The sequence below is a fragment of the Vibrio hepatarius genome, from assembly GCF_011806575.1.
Taxonomy (GTDB): Bacteria; Pseudomonadota; Gammaproteobacteria; order Enterobacterales; family Vibrionaceae; genus Vibrio; species Vibrio hepatarius_A.
The window spans coordinates 181,883-201,657 of record NZ_JAATOO010000005.1 but is presented as its reverse complement, the minus strand read 5'-3'; the positions used below and the strand labels follow the sequence as shown (position 1 = coordinate 201,657).

Here is a 19,775-nt window from a genome sequence, read left to right as displayed (position 1 = left end):
AGCTTCCTTTCGTCACTCTTATAAATGAGACCAGTTAGTGAGCGTTTTCTTACTATAGTTGCTTCAACCGGACTGATTTTATTTGGGGTGAAAAATGTACACTCGGCACTTTGCACTGACATTTCTAGTAGTTTCATATTCATTGCTCATTTCTTTTCCGACGTTACTCTATGCGGCGGAAGAAGAAGCGTTGCCCACAGTCACAGTACAATCGATTGAAAAAATATCCGTGACGCCGAGCGTAACGTTTAATGGTCGGGCTGAGGCGGTTTCCAGTGTTGCGCTCAAAGCCCGTGTGAGTGGTTTTTTGGAGTCGATCAGCTTCAATGAAGGGGATGTGGTCACTAAAGACCAAGTACTCTTCGGTATTGAGAAAGCGCAATACAAAGCGCAAGTCGATGCCATCAAAGGTAACGTATTCCGTCTACGCGGGACGCTAAAATTGGCAGAAATTGAGCGAGATCGTCGCCAACTGTTAGTGAGAAGAAAACAGGTCTCCCAAGAAGAGCTCGATCGAGCGATAGCGGGTGTGACCGAAGCGCAAGGTCAACTGCTAAGTGAGCAAGCCAATCTAGAGCAAGCTGAGCTGAACCTAAGCTACACAGAAATCAAAGCGCCGTTTACTGGCACGATTGGTGTTTCCTATTTTGACGTCGGCGATGTGGTGAGCCCACTTAGCGGTGACTTGGCGGTTATCGTTAGTAAAGACCCGATGTACGTTAACTTTCCGGTCAGTCAAAGACAACTGCTGTCATTTCGCGAACAGTCAACCAACAGTGAACTCGACTTTGGTGGCGCGGTGGTCAAAATTCGCCTCGCCAACGGAGATGATTATGCTCATGTCGGTAAAGTGAATTTTATCGATGTGCTTTCTAACCCTAGTACCGATACCACCATTGTACGGGCGGAGTTCCCTAACCCTGATGGCTTACTCGTTCACCAACAACTGCTTGATGTGGTGCTGGAAGAAAGTGACGCTGATATGAAGCTGGCTGTACCTCAGCGGGCTTTGTTGCTCGACCAGATTGGTGCGTATGTATTGACCGTCGATGACAACGATACTATTCAAGTCACCCGTATTGAGTTGGGGGACAGTGTAGAAGGTATGGTTGTGGTGGTCAGTGGGCTTGAAGAAGGTGCAAAAGTCGTTGTTCAGGGTGGGCAAAGAGTTCGTCCTGGGATGAAAGTCAACGCGACTGAGGCTTCTTCAGCAGGAGGAGGCATGTAATGTTATCTGACGTATTTATTGATCGGCCTCGATTCGCAATCGTTATCTCTTTGGTGATAACGGTTGCCGGCCTTGTCTCCTTAACGCGTTTACCTGTCGCGCAGTTTCCTGACATCGTTCCGCCTCAGGTAGAGGTGAGCACTTTCTACCCCGGCGCCAGCTCCGAAGTTATCGAAGCGACCGTGGCACAGACGATTGAGTCACGCGTTATCGGGGTGGACAACATGCTCTACATGAAGTCCACCAGTGGTAGTGATGGTAGCTACACGCTTACGGTGTCGTTTTTAGTCGGTACGGATCCAGATATTAACACGGTAAACGTGAAGAACCGGGTCGACTTGGCGATGTCGCAGTTGCCAGCCGAAGTGCAACAAAGCGGTGTTGAAACCAAGAAAAAATCGTCGGCGATGCTGCAAACCATTCCAATATACTCACCCAACCAGACGTATGACACGCTGTTCTTAAGTAACTACGCTAACATCAATGTTCTCGATGAGTTGAAGCGGGTTAAAGGGGTTGGTGACGCGATTCTTTATGGTATCGACTACAGTATGCGGATCTGGTTAGACACCAATAAGATGACCAATCTGGCGTTAACCACCAACGATGTGGTTGGTGCACTTCGTTCGCAAAACATACAAGCTGCGGTCGGTCGAATTGGTGCTCAGCCAATGACAGACGACCAACAATTCCAGCTCAACATCAATACTCAAGGTCGTTTAACCACCATCAAAGAGTTCGAGAACGTTGTGCTTCGCGCCAATCCGGATGGTTCATTTATTCGCATCAAAGATATCGGTCGAGCCGAGTTGGGCGCGGCAGTGGCGGATGCCTACGGTCGTTTTAACGGTGGTTCGGCGGCGGTAATTGGTATCTATAAATCGCCGGGTGCGAACGCAATTGAAACCGCACAAGGGATCAGGGCGGCAATGGCACGTTTGTCAGAGCGTTTTCCTGATGACCTCGAATATGATGTTAACTACGATACGACCAAATTCGTTGAAGCGAGTATTGAGTCGATTCAACATACCTTGTTTGAAGCCTTGGTGCTGGTGGTCATCGTGGTGTTTGTCTTCCTTGGCAACTTACGTGCGACGGTGATTCCGATTGTTGCCGTACCTGTATCGATCATCGGTACGTTTATCATCATGGCGGCACTGGGTTTTTCCGCCAACACTGTGTCGCTATTGGCACTGGTGGTGGCGATCGGTATCGTAGTGGATGACGCGATCATCGTGGTGGAAAGCGTTGAACACATCATGGAAACCGAGCCCGAGTTAACACCTGCAGAAGCGGCGAAAAAAGCCATGGGACAAATTACCGGTCCTATTCTCGCCATTACCGCCGTGTTACTTGCGGTGTTTGTGCCGGTGGCATTTATCCCGGGTATTACCGGGCAGATGTTCCAACAATTTGCGGTAGCGGTGTCTGGCTCAATGCTGATTTCGGCCCTTAACGCACTAACGCTCAGTCCTGCGTTGTGTGCGATTATGCTAAAACCGGGTTCGCACAACAAAAAAGGCCTTATCAGTAAGCTGATGGCGGGGATTGATTACGCCCGAGACGGCTATGTGGGAGTGGTAAAACGTTTCGTGCGGGTTTCGAGTTTGAGTTTGGTTGCGTTAGTCCTTGTCTTCGGCGCAATTTACTTGGTGGGTAAGCAAGTGCCGTCTGGCTTCTTACCCGATGAAGACCAAGGTGCGTTTATGATTGAGGTTCAGTTACCTGAAGGTGCCTCTGTGAACCGAACTGCGGCAATTGCTGAGAAAGTTGAAGACATCTTGCTCAAAACAGAAGGGGTTGAAAGTTTCATCAACGTGGTTGGTTTCAGTGTGATTGACGGCCAAGCGAAATCAAATTCCGCCTTCTTCGCGGTGGCGCTTAACCCGTTTGAAGAGCGTGAAGACCCTGCGTTAGATGTTCACCCGATCATGCAAAACCTTTATAAAGAGTTTCTTGCGATCCAAGGTGCGAATATCTTTCCATTCAACCTACCGCCAATCATCGGTTTAGGTACCGGTTCGGGTTTTGAATATCAACTTAAAGACTTGCAAGGCCGCAGTGCGGCTGACTTAGCCGCTGTTGGACGCGGGCTGGTGGCAACGGCGAATCAAGATACCTTGCTCGCCAACGTGTTTACCACCTACACCGCCGATACGCCGCAAGTGTTCCTAGAAATTGACCGAGACAAAGTGCAGACATTGGGTATCAATGTAGCGGATGTGTTTATGGCGTTGCAAACCACGCTTGGTGGCTTCTATGTCAACGACTTCAACTTGTTTGGTCGTACGTGGCAGGTCAACATTCAAGGGGACGAAGAAGATCGTAACGAGTTCAGCGATATGTTGCGTATTCACGTGCGAAACAACAAAGGTGAGATGGTGCCGCTTAGGGTGTTTACCGAACCGAAACTGACGCTGAGCCCTCAATCGATCATTCGTTATAACAACAACCGCTCTATCACTATCAATGGTGGCCCGGCTACTGGCGTAGCGTCTGGTGATGCGCTGATCGCGATGGAAAACCTATCGGCGGAAACGCTGCCACCGGGCTATGACTTTGAGTGGACCACCAACGCGTTGCAAGAAAAACTCGCTGCAGGTCAGACTGGGCCAATTTTGGCGTTCGCCTTGCTGTTTGTGTACTTGTTCTTAGTTGCGCTGTACGAGAGCTGGACCATCCCAACGGTGGTATTGCTGTCGGTGTCGGTCGCCTTGCTCGGCGCGCTAGTGACCTTGTTGTTGGCCAATCTGGAACTCAACCTCTACGCCCAGATAGGTATCGTGGTGTTGATTGCTCTGTCAGCGAAGAACGGTATCTTGATCGTCGAGTTCTCTAAAGAACAGCGGGAGCACGGCATGTCGATTGTCGATGCGGCTGTGGAGGGCGCGCGATTACGTTTCAGAGCGGTAATGATGACCAGTTTTGCGTTTATCGCTGGTCTTATCCCACTGATTATTGCTATCGGCGCGGGTATGTTGAGCCGTCGTGGGGTTGGTACGGCGGTGTTTGGTGGCATGCTTGCTTCGTCACTGATCGCTATCTTTATCATCCCGCCACTTTACGTAGTGTTCCAGCGTTTCAGGGAAAAAGGCCATAAGATGATTGGTAAAGAGCTGCCTAATCCTGAGAGCAACAAAGCAGAGAAAGTGGACGCAGATAAATCCGAGTAAAAGGGAAAACAAAAAAGGCTAAGCGGAGCAATCTGCTTAGCCTTTTTTATTGGAGTCAATCAATGCTTCACCCGGCCTCGTAAAGATTTGGTTTGCGATTTGATGTTTTTGCCTTTCAGTCTGCGTTCTTTGGATGCACGGGTCGGTTTGGTTTCTCGACGTTTCTTTTGTACCACCATTGCTGCGCGGATCAATTCAGCCAGTCGATTCAACGCGTCTTCTTTGTTTTGCTCTTGGGTACGAAACTGCTGCGCTTTAATCGTTATCACGCCGTCTTTTGAAATCCGGGAATCGCTCAATGCCAGAATGCGCTCTTTGTAGATGTCTGGCAGAGTGGAATGTTTGACATCAAATTGAAGATGGATCGCGGAAGATACCTTGTTGACATTCTGACCGCCCGAACCTTGCGCTCGAATCGCTGTGAGTTGGATTTCCCAGTCTTGTAGGGTAACGGTATTGGATATCTTGAGCATAAAGAAGTCAATCAATTGGGTTGTGTTCAATTTCGCTCCATTCTATCGCACATTGTGCACGATGTTAGGGTTTTATTATTGATGAGAAAGCCGGACAGATTTACACAATGCGAGTGGCAACTGAGGCGCGTTGGTCTAGTTTTAAAGGCGGGCAAGACGAAATGAAATTAGGAGATAACATGCAAAATCCAGTTGCGTGGTTCGAAATCTATGTCGATGACATGGCACGAGCAAAAGCGTTTTATGAGGCGGTATTTAAGGTCACGTTAGAGAAAATCGGAGATGAAGCGAATGTCGGTGTTCAGATGCTTGGCTTTCCGTCATCTATGGAAGATTACGGCGCGTCAGGCGCACTGGCGAAAATGGACGGGGTGCAAGCGGGGGGCAACAGCACGATGGTTTACTTCGCTTGCGACGATTGCGCCACGGAAGAATCACGCGTCGCCGACGCGGGAGGCAGCGTTATTCATCCCAAGTTTTCCATCGGGCAGTACGGTTGTATCTCGATTGTCAGTGATACCGAGGGCAATATGATCGGTTTGCACTCGATGCAGTGAAGAAGCAGTAGCTTGTATTCGGTCTGCTGTTTTTTGAATCGAATACGAGCAACTAAGCTGGTGTTATGAGCATTACGACTCGCGCTTTGTCCGTTCCTTGTCCAAGAGGATTCTTTTCCGTTCAAGTCCCCAGCGATACCCACCTAATTCTCCATTGCTTCTCAATACGCGATGACAAGGAATAAGTATTCCGATCCGATTTTTTCCACAAGCAGTTCCGACAGCACGAACCGCTTTCGGGCGACCAATTTGCTCGGCAACTTCGCCGTAACTCATGACATCCCCCTCTTTGATGCTGAGCAAAAATTGCCATACTTTGAACTGGAATGCAGTGCCTCTAATATCCAGTGGGACATCGGGTTTTGGCGCGCCTTGGCTAATATGCTTATCTAGCGCGATCATCCAGTTATCCAGCTCGGGTGCATTTTGTGCCATCGAATGGACAAGTTCAGCGTTGGGAAATTCATCAGATAAAAGCGCAACGAGAGAATCGCTGTCATCACCAAATTGTACTGAACACACGCCTTTATCTGTTGCGGCCATTATCATGCATCCAATAGCGGTGTCTCGACAGGCGTAATGGATAATCTCATCTTTGCCTCCTGCTCGGTAAGCTTTGGGTGTCATACCTATATTTCTGGTCGCATCGCCATAGACCCGACTGATTGAACCAAAGCCAGATGAATAAATCGCGTCCGTAACCCCGTCTCCGTTTTTTAAGGAACGCTTGAATTTTTGCATTCGTACTGCGTCCTTATAATGTTTTGGCGACACGCCGAATAGATCTTTAAAAGAGCGTTGTAGTCGGGAAGGGGAAAGCCCTGCGATGTTGCTTAACTGGGCAAGCGTCATTTTATCTTCGGCGTTATTTTCAATGTAACGAGCGACATCAATGAGGTTGTTGATACGCTTATCTTGTCCTGTTGGATTGCAACGTTTACAAGGACGAAACCCTGCGCGCATGGCGGATTCGATATCCACAAAGAATCTTAGATTTTCAGGATTCGCCGATTTGGTTGAGCATGAAGGCAAACAAAACACACCTGTAGTGATTACACCGTAGTAAAACAGCCCATTAAAGGAAGCGTCTCTTTGCTCTACTGCTTGTTTCATTTCGTTGTCAGATAACTTCGGCATAACTGTGATCACTTTAATAGGTTTTAAGACTATCTCAGCACATCATGGTCGGTGTTACCATCTGATTCTTGCCGGATAATTTCTGATTGGTATAAACCCTAAATTTGGAATGTGGCGCAATATTCGGATGTTTTGCGGTCATCGCTGTCACTAATATGAACTGAACAGTCAGTAGAAAGGATAACACTAACAATGACAGCTTCTATTAACCACGCGATGACGCCGAAAGTCTGGGCCATGCTTGCTCTACTTTCCATATTATGGGGAGGTTCGTTCTTTTTTGTTGGAGTGGCAGTTAATGAACTTCCACCGTTGACGATAGTGACGCTTAGGGTTGGAATTGCCGCGCTTACCTTGTGGGCAATTGCAATTATGATTGGCTTGCGTCCTCCTAAATCTTTGAAAGTATGGACTTCGTTTCTAGGGATGGGGCTGTTGAACAACGTTTTCCCTTTCGTGTTGATCGTATGGGGACAAACACAAATTGCATCTGGGCTCGCTTCTATTCTTAATGCGGCTACACCGATATTCGCTGTCATAGTTGCTGGTGTGTTGCTGCCTGACGAGCAACCGACCCCGCTTAAATGGCTTGGTGTTATTTTGGGTTTTGTCGGTGTCGCAGTGATGATAGGCGTTCCCACACTCGGTGGGGAAAATAACCTGTTGGCGCAACTTGCTATCGTCGCAGCCACCATATCTTATGCCTTTGCAGGTGTGTATGGGCGAAGATTTAAATCACTCGGTATTAGTCCCATCATTACAGCAGCAGGGCAAGTCACCGCGTCAACGCTTGTGCTACTTCCAATGGCATTATTGGTTGATGGCCCTCTTGCTGTTACCGCTATAAGCGCGAGCACCTGGACCTCGATTGCTGCGCTTGCCGTCGCATCGACCGCTTGCGCTTATGTTCTTTATTTCAGAATTCTAGAGCTGGCAGGTGCAACCAATGTACTGCTGGTGACATTGCTCGTTCCAGTCTCTGCTATTGTGCTGGGGGCGCTATTCCTGAACGAATCTTTGCAGTTAATTCATTTATTAGGAATGGCGTTGATCGCCTTTGGACTATCGGCTATCGATGGTCGTCTCTGGCAGCGTTATGGAAGTAGAATCCGATCTTGAGTTGATATTTTAAGATCAGACTTTCCTAGGCGTGAGCAAGCATAGTTCGTCTTATTGCGTGTTGGTACATTGAGTGTTGGTAAGGTTTGGGATAGGGGGTAGCTTATCGTGAAATGCCCCTTTTGCCGCCATAAAGCCAAATGTGTAGGGCGCAACGACTAACCCCTCACGCGCTCTTAAATCCTGACTTTCACGCAGTTTGTTAAACATCCAATCATCTAACTTATGGGTAATTTCAATGAACTCATCATCGGTGAGTTCCGCTTTTAAGGTGATGAGAAATGCTTGGTCGTCGTCCTTGGGTAAATCGATCACTCTCTCTTGAAGTCGATTAAGCACTTGGCTGGTGAAGAACAACGGGAAATTGGAGCCTTTTTCAAAGGACGTATGAGTGGGAACGAGTAGCTTACAGGCGTTGTTCAGCCCTAGTTCTACCAGCTCGAGCATTTCTAATTGTCTGAGATACAAATGTACTGAGGCGTCATTCAGCCCGTATCGTTGGGCAATGTCGTCGACGGTTCGACGCTCGGTTAACTCACTCCAAAAAGTGAACAAAGGTGGATGTTCTGCAAATGCCTGGTCTTGTTCTTTGGTAAAAACAGGAACCGTATAGATATTCTTTTCTGCTTCTTCAAGTAGCTTCGAAAGAGGGAAATTAATCAAACGCGCAATCGCTATCAACCTTTGCATTGAAAGCGGCTGAGTGTTGTTAAGTAACCTCTTAATGCTCACTTCAGAGATATCGAGCTCGCTTGCCAGTTTTCGATAGGAGAGATTACATCTCTTCAGTTCCTTTTTGATAATCGAACAGACTTCTTGTGACAATCTATCGTCCATGTGGTTGTCTCCGCATCACAATACGAACTTGAAAGTATCATAATAGTAATCTTTTTAGTAATTGATTGAAGTTGATGGTCGTTATGAGATTCTTTTTGCGCATCTAGGACAGCGTAGGAGTTCATAGTGAAGCAAGAAGAGGCAACCTTACGTTTCGCGGTTCAGCAAAGCATACATTGGATGATTGTTGGGCTAATGATCCCGGTGATCACGCTGATTTTTCAATCAAAGGGGCTCAACTTACGAGAGATCGGTTTTGTTATGGCGGTTTGGATAGGAAGTACCACTCTGCTTGAAATCCCATTAGGTAGTCTCGCAGATACGTACGGCCGCAGAGGAACGTACCTAGTCTCTTTACTGCTCAACACTCTCGGCTGTTTTGTACTCTACTTAGCCAATGAGGTGACTTTCGTGCTTTTGGCGGCGGCATTGCTGGGGGCTTCCCGAGCGGTATATTCCGGGACTCTCGACGCATGGTTCTATGACGCATTTCACCAAGCGCAAGGTAAGCAGACTTATCATTCTGCTCTGGCAAAAATCAATGTCGCAGTCACGATTGGTTTAGCGGTTGGTTCACTAATTGGTGGGTGGCTGCCGGACATCGCGTCTAACTCGCCAAATGTCTTCTCCAGTATCTACGACATCAATCTTCTCGGTGCCTGTATCGCGAATATTACCTTAATTGTGATCACTTTGATGTTGATCGATGACAGAAGACATCAGCGGAATACACAACCTAAACAGGTGAGAAAGAATGCTTTTCAACTTTGTACGCAGGCACTTAAAGTTTGCTGGAAGCACGACGTTCTCAGCAGATTAATGCAAGCAACCGTAGTATTTGGCATGGTACTAAGTAGCGTCGAAAACTACTGGCAACCGTATTTAGCGGATATCCTGCACGGGACGTCTAGTGGCGTTATCGCATTCGGTGCTGTCTCCGCGCTGTATTTTATCATGTCGGCGGTTTCGTCACTGATATCAGTCCCCTTGTTGAGAGTCTTTAGCGGCTTGCACAAGACTTTAATGTTTACGACTCGAGCGCTCGCTGGTGTCTGCTTTATTTTCTTGGCGTACACAGGGCATCTACTGAGTTTTACGCTTTGCTATTTGTTGTTCTTCTTTCTTTTAACGGTAGGGAACAACTCAGAGAGCGTGTTGCTACATGAGAATACTGAAGAGAAGATGCGGTCGACGATGCTGTCCATCAGCTCGTTCATGGTGACGTGTGGCGGAGTTTTAGCTTCACTGGCTTTTGGTGTGATTGCAGAGCGCTTCGGCATATCAGCAAGCTGGATCATTAGCGGTGCGTTGCTCGTGCTTTCTTCGGTTGTTTTCATCTTTGTTTCCGAGAAGCGAGACTTCAAGACAACGTAATGAAATGGAGTGTTTAGATAGGCGTTAAACAGCTAACCCGCGACTTTAAGGACGCAGATTAGCTCTTGTAACAAGGTGCAGTTATTAACTTGAGACTTTCTTTGCTTGCGCTGCGGCATCGAGAAACCACGAAGTTGCAACTTCTAAGCGAGTCAATGCTGAACCGACAGTCACCGACAGTGCGCCAGCTTCTATCGCTTGTTTGCATTGCAGCGGTGAGTTGTATCTGCCTTCGGCCATCGTTAAGTACCCAGCTTGAGCAAATTCTCTTACAAGCGCCAAATCTGGTTCTTCAGGCGTGACATTATTGGTGTAGCCCGACAAGGTTGTGCCAATTAATTCAATGCCTTGGGAATGTGCCCAGCGGCCGTCTGAAAATTCTGCACAGTCAGCCATCCCGATACAACCCGATTGGATAATGGCATTTGCAATGGTCTCGCGGCTTTCTGGTCTTGCTCGGTCAGTGGCATCAAAGGCGATGACAGCTGCACCTGCGGCTGCGAGTGCTTTTACGTCTTCAACATAGGGAGTAATGCGCACCGGGCTATCGGCTAGGTCGCGTTTTACTATCCCAATGATCGGGATAGATACGACTTTGGTCACGGCAGCCACTCTTTCAACACTTTCAATTCTTAATGCCGGTGCACCTGCATTTTCTGCGGCTTTAGCCATCGCGACAACAAACTCTGTAGTATCTAACGGGCTTCCTTCAACTGGTTGAATCGAAACGACAACGGTATTGGCCAACTTCTTGGCAATTTCATTGATATCCCAGTTTTTCATTATATGCCTCTTCGTATGACGATTTCTCTGTTCTGTTTCTAATTCCATTTATACATTTGAAGATTATTTTTATCTACAATAAAGAAAATTATTTTTATTTTGATCACAAATTTTCTTCATTTGGTTTGAAGGAAATTTTCATTATGTTGATAATTGAGTCGACTACGGGAAGCTGCTTTGCGGTTTGGAATACAATATTAATAATTCAAAGGGTTTGGAGGATACATGAACGGTATCTTTTCTGTACTACAAAAAATCGGTAGGGCATTCATGTTGCCTATTGCCGTACTGCCAATGGCGGGTATTCTGTTGGGTGTCGGAGGTGCATTCACCAGTGGGCCATTAATCGAAACCTACAACTTGACCTTCCTTGCTCCGGGGACTCTTGCGAACCAGTTTTTGGTGCTGTGCTTTAAAGCGGGTTTGTTTGTGTTTGTTAACTTACCGTTGCTGTTTGCGGTGGGTGTTGCCATTGGTATGGCAAATAACAACAAAGAAACAGCGGCGCTTTCTGCGGTGCTCGGTTTCTTGTTGTTCCATACGGTCATAGGTGCCGTGTTGAGCTTCCAAGGCTTGTCGCCAGACACTACCAGCGTCGACGCGTTGATTGCCGCCGGAGCGAATGCCGATGAAGCCGTTGGTTTGGCCTCCATGTACACCCATGAGCTAGGCATATTTACTCTGCAAACTGGCGTGTTTGGTGGTATTACCTGTGGCCTGATGTCTGCGTTTGTCACCAACCGTTTCTCTAACGTCACACTACCGGACTACTTAGCATTCTTTAGTGGTAACCGCTTGGTTCCTGTCATGACAATGCTGTTTTTTATTCCGTTAGCATTCTTGTTCCCTTTCATTTGGCCACCTATTTTTAAATCTATCGTTTTTGCCGGTGAAGCGTTCTCAGCGATGGGCTATATCGGAACCTTCTTCTACGGCTCGTTAATGCGTTTATTGAATGTATTTGGCTTGCACCACGCGATTTACCCACTATTTTGGTACACCGAACTTGGCGGCGTACAAGAAGTCGCGGGCGAAATGGTTGCGGGTGGTCAGAAGATATTCTTCGCTCAGTTAGCCGATCCAACGACGGTACACTTTAGTTCAGAAGCGACGCGCACCATGACGGGCGGCTTCTTACCTATGATGTTCGGTTTGCCAGCAGCAGCATTGGCGATGTACCGATGCGCGGACGACAAGAACAAAGCGAAAGTGAAAGGGATTCTGTTCTCGGCAGCGTTGACCTCTTTCCTAACAGGTATTACTGAGCCTTTGGAGTTCACCTTCTTATTTGTGGCGCCAGTCTTGTATGCCGTGCATGCAGTGTTAGAAGGTGTGGCTTACATGCTCATGCACATGCTTGATGTCGCTGTGGGTATCACCTTCTCTCGCGGAATTATTGACTTTACGTTCTTTGGTTTACTGCAGGGTACGGCGAAGACCTCTTATCAATGGATCTTAATTCTTGGCCCTGTTTACTCAGTGATTTACTACTTCGTGTTTAGTTTCATGATTCGTAAGTTCAATTACTCAACGCCAGGTCGAAACGATGCCGACAGTAAACTTTACACGCGTAAGGATTACAACGGCAAAGATTCTGAACTGATTGACGAGATTGTGAGAAATCTCGGTGGGAAAGAGAACATTGCTTCGATTGACGCGTGTATTACTCGCTTACGTATCACGGTTAAAGATAGTGCTTTACCCGCAAGCGATGAGGTTTGGAAGTCACTTGATGCAAAAGGTGTGATTCGTTCAGGAAATGGGATTCAATTGATTTACGGTACTCAAGCTGAAATCTATAAGAATCAAATAATAGAAAAATATCAATTATAACAACCCATTGTGTAATGAACCCAGTTTCGGCTGGGTTCTTGTTCTTTTTGTATTTTATTGGGTTATACTCGCTCCGTTAGTTATCGACTGAAGAACGCTATGAACGCACAACCTAAAAATCTGCTCTCTCGACTTCGCTATGGCATGGAAGGTTTCAGCCCCAAACTAAAGAAAGTGGCTGACTTTATTGTCTCTAGCGCAGAGGATGCTCAATATATGACGATCACTGAGTTGGCAAAAGATACCGCGACCAGTGAAGCGACAGTCATTCGTTTGTGTCGAGATTTGGGTTTTAAAGGTTACTCAGATTTTCGTATGGCGTTGGCGATAGAAATCAGTCAACCAAAGACAATAAAAGCAAGCGATACGCCCAAAGAAAATAGCGATCGTATTGATGTCGCCACTCAAAACGCGATCACCAGTCTGCAAGACACCAGCACACTGATTGACCGTCAGCAGATAGACCGAATTTGCCAGATGATCCATGAAGCAGACAACATTAACTGTATCGGAGTGGGGGCGTCTAGTATTGTTGGCCGCTACTTATCCTTTCGTTTGACGCGAATTGGTAAAAGCTCATCGATGTTTGAAGATAGCCACATTGCTGCGATGCGGGCAATCAAATCAAAGCCAAGCGATTTGTGGTTTGCAATCTCAAGTTCTGGTTCAACCAAAGATGTCGTTTATGCTGCGTCGCGAGCGAAAAGTCAGAATTCATCGGTGGTCAGTTTGACCAATATTCGCCACAGTCCATTGTCGGCGACATCAGATGAAATCTTGGTTGCTGCAAGACCAGAAGGTCCGCTTACTGGTGGTGCTTTTGCTTCTAAAGTCAGTGCGTTGCTTCTGGTTGATATTCTAATTAACCAGCTAGTCGCCGAGTACCAAGAGTATGAGGAATCCGTCAAAGATACCGCTGAAGTGACTATGGCGTTTATGGTTTAAGTAGATAAAAGTCTAGGTTAGTGAGCAACTTCACCGTCTCAAATCGGACGAGAGAGTCATTGTGAAAAACTGCCAAAAAAATAGAGTGCCAACCCCAAGGTTGGCACTATTTGCATCTAAAGTTATTGAATTAGAGGTTGCGTTGGAGCAATTTCTATATCGACCTTGTTAATCTTACCGTTAAACTTAAATGGCGCTTTTTCAGTATAATCGGGCATTACTGGCGCGCCTAAGTCGACGCCAATATCTAACGTTTCTGTTCCTGAAAAACGTACAGGTACAACATTGTCAATACTACCTGAACCTACTTTTTTATCATTAACGTACAATTCAAGGGTTCCTCCGGTCATCTCTTTTAGTCGTCGGAATGGTTTTTGAGTGTAAACTGCTGATAGTTTTAGCTCTCCACTTGGGATAGTGTCTTTGGATGTAACGGTATAATAGTTTTTGCCAAAATAATTATAACCGTACGTCAGCTTCCCATTGTCAACGTAGAATGAAAGACCTGCAGCGCTTCCGCCCATAGCTAACAGCACACCATTAGATTTTTCCCCGCCTGTTACAGTTACATATGCATCGATGCGGTGGTCTCGTTGGTATACATCCGGCGCTGAACCTTCAGGAACTCGATTCACATTCGCTGTATAGCTAAACTTCGTTCTTCCTTTTTCCAATGATGGTCGTTCTGGGTTTGTGAAGCGTTCTGCGAAGCGGTCATCTAGAGGGTAAACTTCATTTCGCTTAGCCTGTTTGTCGAATTCTTTGATCATTTCTTGCAGTTTATCTGGCATTTTATCAGCTAGATCAACGGCTTGTGAAAAGTCTTCCTCGACGTTGTAAAGCTCCCATTTAGAATCTTTAAAGCCTTTGGAACCGCTTAGCTGCCAAGGGATTCCGTGGAATGAGGCTGCTACCCATCCATCTTTGTAAATCGCGCGGTGACCACCTGTTTCAAAATACTGAACGGTACGGCGAGATTTTGCCGTTGGATTGTTAAACGTGTACATCATGCTGGTGCCAGCCATTGGTTTCTGCTTCACGCCGTTTACCATGGTTGGTGCTGGCAGTTTCGCTGCCTCAAGAATGGTTGGTGTGATATCGACAACATGGTGGAACTGGTTTTGAATGGTTCCTGTATTCTTGATTTTGGCTGGCCATGAAACGACCAAACCGTTACGTGTGCCACCAAAGTGAGAAGGTACACGTTTCATCCATTTGAATGGTGTGGAGCCTGCCCATGCCCAGCCAACTGGGTAGTGGTTTTCGTGTTTTTCGTTGCCGAGTTCATCGATATATTTCATCTGAGACTCTACCGTATCTGGTACACCATTTTGCGTCATAACGTTGTTCGTTGTGCCCGTTGGTGACCCTTCTGCACTTGCACCATTATCCCCAACGATATACATGATCATGGTGTTATCGGCGTCAGGCATGCTTTCAATCTTGTCGATCAAACGACCCACTTCATAATCGGTATACGCTAAGAATCCGGCAAAAACTTCCATATGACGCGCATAGAGTTTTTTCTGATCTGGACTTAAGCTATCCCACGCTTCGATTTCTTTTGGTCGAGCAGTGAGCTTGGTGTCTTGCGGGATGACCCCCATTTCTTTCTGACGCGCGAAGACTTCTTCACGGTACTTATCCCAACCCATGTCGAATTTACCTTTGAACTTGTCAATCCACTCTTTTGGCGCGTGAAGTGGAGCGTGGACGGCGCCAGGTGCAAAGTAGGTGAAATAGGGTTTATTTGGTGCAATCGATTTCTGTTGGTCAATCCATTTGATGGCGTTGTCGACTAAATCTTCATTGAGCTGATAACCATCTTTTGGCTTCTTGGTCAGCTCAACTGGCGTAATATCGTTGAACAGTTGAGGCTCCCATTGACTGGTTTCTCCACCTTGGAAGCCATAAAAATGTTGGAAGCCAAGGCCAGTCGGCCATTGTTGGAATGGACCTGCTGGTGAGGTTTCCCAATCTGGCGTGTTGTGCCATTTACCAAACGCACTGGTGCTATAGCCGTTACCTTTCAGTACCTCGGCGATACTCGCCACCGATTTGGGCCAAATTGAGTTGTAACTAGGGAAGCCAGTAGAGAGTTCTGAAATGGTACCAAAACCAACTTGGTGGTGGTTGCGTCCAGTAAGCAACGCTGCCCGAGTTGGTGAGCTGATACCTGTGGTGTGGAAGTTATTGTATGTAACCCCGCGCGCGGCTAGTTTATCGATATTTGGTGTAGGGATGAGACCACCGAATCGGCCCGCTTGACCAAAACCAAGATCGTCCAACATGATCACCACAACGTTAGGTGCTCCAGCTGGAGCTTTTATAGGTTGTGAATAGTCCGATTTTGATTGATCAAACGTTTTGCCAATTTGACCATTAAACTGAGCTGCTTGCTGAATAGGCAGTACGGTACGATCAATCGTGTTTGCGGGAGCTGCGTAACTTGTGGCCGACATAATCAGACTGGTGAGGGCGACTACGGGCTTTATTTTAGTTTTCATAAAGGTTCCTTAGGGTTGTAGACGTTGTTGGAGTGGAGCGTGGTGATTGACAACCTTGCTGTAGAACTTTTTCAAGCCTGGGCACAGATAGTTCAATCCTGGTTCCCCTTGCGAAGTTTTGGTGAAACGGTTTTTTGGGCACTCACCAAAACACAAGGAGAGGAAAAAGCACTGTCGGCAATCAGACGGTAAGTTCGCGGTTTTTGATTTGCCAAAAATTTGCTGTCTGGATGAGAAGACTAAGTCACCCATATGGGTATTAAAGATGTTCCCAAGCTGGTATTCGGGATAGACAAAATGGTCACAGGAATAAATATCACCGTTGTGCTCAATTGCGACTGCTTTACCGCAGAATTCCGCGGATACACACTTCTGAGCGCCAAAGCCAAACATTTGCGAGATGACATTCTCAAACTGATCGACGAAAACCTGTCCGAAATCGTGCTTGAACCATTCATCCCAGATGGTGGTTAAAAAGTTTCCCCATTGAGAGGCTCCCACTGACCACGCTGTTAGGTAAGTATCTTCATCCTTAGGAGATAAGCTCTTGTTGCCGATCTGGATAAGCTCTTGGTTCTCCCATTTGGCAGGAGCGGTCTGGGTAAAGTCTTTGGGTTCTACACAAGGGATGAACTGAATCACCTGAGGCTGAACTTCATCTCTCAGGAAACGGTAAACCTCAAGAGGAAACGTGCCGTTATCTTGATTAACAACACATAATGCGTTGAATGGAATTTGATGTTTCTTGAGTAGCTCGATTGCCGCCATCACTTTATGAAACGATGATTTTCCTGCTCGATTGACACGATGAAGATCGTGCAGGTGTTTGGGCCCATCAATGGAAATCCCCACCAAAAATTGTTGCTGTTTGAGAAACTGGCACCAAGTGTCGTTGAGTAAAATGCCATTGGTTTGTAAGTCATTAAGGATGGCTTGATCGGCTTTTTTATACTTGTTTTGGTAGGCGATCACTTTTTCGAAGAACGCTAAACCCATTAGTGTAGGCTCGCCACCTTGCCAAGTGAACACAACCTCATCACCCGTTTGCGCTTCGATGTATTGCTTGATGTAGAGCTCAAGCGTTTCGTCGCTCATCCCTGCGTGAGGGGTTTGATCTAGCAGTGATTCTTTATGCAGGTAAAAGCAGTAACTACAGTCCAAATTACAACGCGATGCAGAGGGTTTAGACACGGCATGAAAACGATAAACGTCGTTCTCAAGCTTCGGCAGTTGTAATTTAGGTGATGCAATGCTCACTAAATTTTGTGTTTCTAATTCTCTCATCTGCGTACAAAAGATAAGATTAGTGTATGCTATGAAAAGTACTCAGGTTTGGAATACTAGGTATGACAATATGGAAAACCGGATTAACCTTAATCTGATTAATACGCTGATACTGTTGAAGAAGTACCGAAGTATGCGGACGGTAGCAAAAGTGCTGGGCAAATCGGAAAGTGCGGTGAGTAAAGATCTCGCTAAACTGCGTGGTGAATTTTCTGAACAATTGTTTGTAAAAACGCAGAATGGTTTTGAACCTACTCATTACTTAAGTCAAATCTATCAGGAGCTTGAATCGGCTTACTTGCAGTTGGTGAGTGTCGTTAATAAGCCAATAGAGTTTCAACCACACCTCTACCAAGAACTGATTACGATTGCGATTGTTGACCCCGAATATGATCTCATTGTGTCTCGATTGTATCCCAAGTTAGCCGCACTATTTCCCCTCGCGAAACTCAACTTTATTACTTGGGGACCAGATAGCGCAGAAAACCTCATCCAAGGTAACATCGACTGTGGCATCCATTTACAGAATGAGCACGTCTCGAAAGATATTTATCAAAAGACGCTCAAAGTAGACCAAATTGTCGCGGCGGTGCACAAGCGATATGAGGTTGGTGATTGGGACGAAATCAAAACGCTGCCGTTTGCTTTTATTGATGTATCAGGGTGGAATGAGTTCAGTTATCGATTTCAAGAAGTGTTACCAAAGAAGCATCGAGAAGACATCTCATACGGGGTACGAGTTGATAAACTGCGCTCGGCGCTACAAATCGCCGCCAATTCAAAAGTAGCGATTCAATCTCCAACTCGCTATTTAAACGACGAATTTTCTATCATCGCTTACCCTCAAGGCGTGAGTTTTGATATTGCGTATTCGTTTTATTGTTTACAAACCGAAAGACATAGCCCTTTGATGCAAATTTTAAACAGGCTGATTAGGGAGTGCTATCAATAAGTATGATGGGCGAGCTGCTGAAGAAACTATGACTTAAAGTGAGAAACTAATCGTCACCCGTTATGAGTTTGCGGCTTTGACGAATTTGCTGTAAGTGCTCACTTTGCCGTTAATGTACTCAATCCCGCTGTGAATATTTGTCTCGGTAGACCCGACGATTTGGTATTCAACGATAAATTCACCGCTGATCACTTTGACGAAAAGAAACCCGTCGTTCACTTTCCATAAGCCTTGCAACCCACGTTCACTAAACAGATCTTTCTCGACGAGCGTGCCATTTGGTTTGAGTTCTAGAATAGAGGAAAACCCGTCGACATTCACTTTAACCCAAGGCTGTTGGTGAACTTCGTAACTGAGGATTTTACGGCGTGTTTTCGCCCACTCGCGCAGTTCTTGTTCTTGTGCTGGAGTGAGGGTGGGTAGATTCTCCATCTCTAATAAGGTGTGATGTTTTTCGTACCAGAAAAGTTGTAGATGGAGTAATTTCATTCAATTCAACAGGGTTTTATCTCTTTAAAGCGCAACTTTGCGTCAACCAAGGAGCTAAGTCAACCTATCAAATGAAAGAGTGCAGCTTTTACGGGGGGTTAAAACTGCACGTTCCTAAAAAGGGGAAACAGTGCTCCAACGAAGAGCACGGGGAGAGCGTAAATATTGTTATTTTTAGTGTCAGGAATAGGCGTCTAAGCGGCAAACAATCTCGGTAGTTCCGCATGGTCACACGCGGTGTTTAAGCGTTGTTGGGCGGTTTGAATGTGCGCGCGCCAGTTTTCATCGTGTGCCCACATTTCAATCACCAAAGGCACCACACAATCCATTTCTTTGAGAGTAAGGAAGATCGCATCAAAGTTGACCTCGCCATCACCAATCACTAAGTCTCGAAACTGACCTTGGTACTCAGGCGTTACTCGGTAGGTATCTTTTAGGTGGATTTGAGTGATGTGAGGCTTGCTCAATCGAAGCTCAGTACACACGTCATAGTTCCAGCCAGAGATGTTGCCAACGTCTGGGTAAGCCGTGAAGTAAGGAGAATTAACCTCGCGATTGAGCACTTCAAACTTGCTCAAAGAGTTGAGGTAGTTGGTGTCCATGATTTCGACTGCCAACATCACCCCAGCGCGCTCTGCTAACTTGGCAGCTTGCTTCATTCCGTCAATAAAGCGCAAGTGTGTGCCTTGATTTGCTGGTTCGTAATAAACGTCATAACCGGCTAACTGGATAGTTCTGATACCCAGCTTGTACGCCAGCGCTATCGCCTTTTCCATATGTAATACCGCTTGCTGGCGAATGTTTGCATCAGCCGAGCCGAATGGAAACTTGCGGTGAGCGCTCAGACACATCGATTGCAGGGGCATATTGTAGCGCTCGCATTGATGGCGCAGTTTGTAAATGGTGCTGTCATCCCAATCCAAGCGTTGACGGCGCTCGTCAGATTCATCGACTGAGATTTCGAGAAAGTCAAAACCAAGCTCTTTAGTTATGCTGAGTTTCTCTTCCCAGCTTAATTCACTCGGCAGCGCTTTTTCATACAATCCCACTCGATGGCGTTGTAGGTTCTGATACATGTTACCCC

At 46.4% G+C, this 19,775-nt stretch carries 16 protein-coding genes; 8 read left to right on the top strand and 8 right to left on the bottom strand.

All coding sequences use genetic code 11. From position 1 onward, the window contains the following. The first annotated feature begins 94 nt into the window (after nt 1–94). A complete protein-coding gene (locus HCZ42_RS05735; RefSeq protein ID WP_167419776.1) occupies nt 95–1,228 on the top strand; it encodes an efflux RND transporter periplasmic adaptor subunit in 1,134 nt (377 codons plus the stop codon). Continuing rightward, complete coding sequence (locus HCZ42_RS05730; protein WP_167419775.1) at nt 1,228–4,401, top strand: efflux RND transporter permease subunit; 3,174 nt, start codon at nt 1,228–1,230, stop codon at nt 4,399–4,401. Before HCZ42_RS05735 ends, HCZ42_RS05730 begins: the two co-directional genes overlap by 1 nt. A gap of 59 nt (nt 4,402–4,460) precedes the next feature. Here the strand turns inward: HCZ42_RS05730 and arfB are convergent, their stop codons facing one another. Further along, nucleotides 4,461–4,874 (bottom strand): alternative ribosome rescue aminoacyl-tRNA hydrolase ArfB, encoded by a 414-nt coding sequence (arfB, locus tag HCZ42_RS05725; protein WP_167419807.1) that lies wholly within the window; start codon nt 4,872–4,874, stop codon nt 4,461–4,463. Nucleotides 4,875–5,053: 179 nt separating this feature from the next. Here arfB and HCZ42_RS05720 point away from each other — a divergent pair, with 179 nt between their 5' ends. Further along, nucleotides 5,054–5,431: a VOC family protein gene (locus HCZ42_RS05720; RefSeq protein ID WP_167419774.1), complete on the top strand. Its 378-nt coding sequence runs from the start codon at nt 5,054–5,056 to the stop codon at nt 5,429–5,431. Between the two features lie 72 nt (nt 5,432–5,503). Here HCZ42_RS05720 and HCZ42_RS05715 read toward each other — a convergent pair whose 3' ends face one another. Further along, complete coding sequence (locus HCZ42_RS05715; RefSeq protein WP_167419773.1) at nt 5,504–6,568, bottom strand: bifunctional transcriptional activator/DNA repair enzyme AdaA; 1,065 nt, start codon at nt 6,566–6,568, stop codon at nt 5,504–5,506. A 192-nt stretch (nt 6,569–6,760) separates the two neighbouring features. On the opposite strand from HCZ42_RS05715, the gene HCZ42_RS05710 reads away from it, so the two are divergent. Next, the gene (locus HCZ42_RS05710; protein ID WP_167419772.1) at nt 6,761–7,687 is read left to right on the top strand and encodes a DMT family transporter; all 927 of its coding nucleotides are present in this window, start codon (nt 6,761–6,763) and stop codon (nt 7,685–7,687) included. 51 nt (nt 7,688–7,738) lie between these two features. Here HCZ42_RS05710 and HCZ42_RS05705 read toward each other — a convergent pair whose 3' ends face one another. Beyond that, complete coding sequence (locus HCZ42_RS05705) at nt 7,739–8,524, bottom strand: helix-turn-helix domain-containing protein (RefSeq protein ID WP_167419771.1); 786 nt, start codon at nt 8,522–8,524, stop codon at nt 7,739–7,741. 126 nt (nt 8,525–8,650) lie between these two features. On the opposite strand from HCZ42_RS05705, the gene HCZ42_RS05700 reads away from it, so the two are divergent. After that, nucleotides 8,651–9,898 carry an MFS transporter gene (locus HCZ42_RS05700; RefSeq protein WP_167419770.1) on the top strand — a complete coding sequence of 416 codons (1,248 nt, stop codon included), beginning with the start codon at nt 8,651–8,653 and terminating at the stop codon, nt 9,896–9,898. Nucleotides 9,899–9,982: 84 nt separating this feature from the next. Here HCZ42_RS05700 and HCZ42_RS05695 read toward each other — a convergent pair whose 3' ends face one another. Then, nucleotides 9,983–10,681: an N-acetylmannosamine-6-phosphate 2-epimerase gene (locus HCZ42_RS05695; protein ID WP_167419769.1), complete on the bottom strand. Its 699-nt coding sequence runs from the start codon at nt 10,679–10,681 to the stop codon at nt 9,983–9,985. Between the two features lie 225 nt (nt 10,682–10,906). Here HCZ42_RS05695 and HCZ42_RS05690 point away from each other — a divergent pair, with 225 nt between their 5' ends. Both HCZ42_RS05690 and HCZ42_RS05685 read left to right on the top strand, forming a co-directional pair. Continuing rightward, nucleotides 10,907–12,514: a PTS transporter subunit EIIC gene (locus HCZ42_RS05690; RefSeq protein WP_167419768.1), complete on the top strand. Its 1,608-nt coding sequence runs from the start codon at nt 10,907–10,909 to the stop codon at nt 12,512–12,514. A gap of 99 nt (nt 12,515–12,613) precedes the next feature. After that, nucleotides 12,614–13,459 (top strand): MurR/RpiR family transcriptional regulator, encoded by an 846-nt coding sequence (locus HCZ42_RS05685; protein ID WP_167419767.1) that lies wholly within the window; start codon nt 12,614–12,616, stop codon nt 13,457–13,459. 122 nt (nt 13,460–13,581) lie between these two features. Here HCZ42_RS05685 and HCZ42_RS05680 read toward each other — a convergent pair whose 3' ends face one another. Then, nucleotides 13,582–15,966: an arylsulfatase gene (locus HCZ42_RS05680; protein WP_167419766.1), complete on the bottom strand. Its 2,385-nt coding sequence runs from the start codon at nt 15,964–15,966 to the stop codon at nt 13,582–13,584. Nucleotides 15,967–15,975: 9 nt separating this feature from the next. Then, nucleotides 15,976–17,250, bottom strand: coding sequence for an anaerobic sulfatase maturase (locus HCZ42_RS05675; RefSeq protein WP_167419765.1), 1,275 nt, complete (start codon nt 17,248–17,250; stop codon nt 15,976–15,978). Nucleotides 17,251–17,320: 70 nt separating this feature from the next. Here HCZ42_RS05675 and HCZ42_RS05670 point away from each other — a divergent pair, with 70 nt between their 5' ends. After that, nucleotides 17,321–18,202, top strand: a complete 882-nt coding sequence (locus tag HCZ42_RS05670; protein ID WP_167419764.1) for a LysR family transcriptional regulator — start codon at nt 17,321–17,323, stop codon at nt 18,200–18,202. Nucleotides 18,203–18,262: 60 nt separating this feature from the next. Here the strand turns inward: HCZ42_RS05670 and HCZ42_RS05665 are convergent, their stop codons facing one another. Beyond that, nucleotides 18,263–18,691 (bottom strand): hypothetical protein, encoded by a 429-nt coding sequence (locus HCZ42_RS05665; protein WP_167419763.1) that lies wholly within the window; start codon nt 18,689–18,691, stop codon nt 18,263–18,265. A gap of 194 nt (nt 18,692–18,885) precedes the next feature. Beyond that, nucleotides 18,886–19,767: an L-ribulose-5-phosphate 3-epimerase gene (locus tag HCZ42_RS05660; protein WP_167419762.1), complete on the bottom strand. Its 882-nt coding sequence runs from the start codon at nt 19,765–19,767 to the stop codon at nt 18,886–18,888. Between the last annotated feature and the right edge of the window lie 8 nt (nt 19,768–19,775).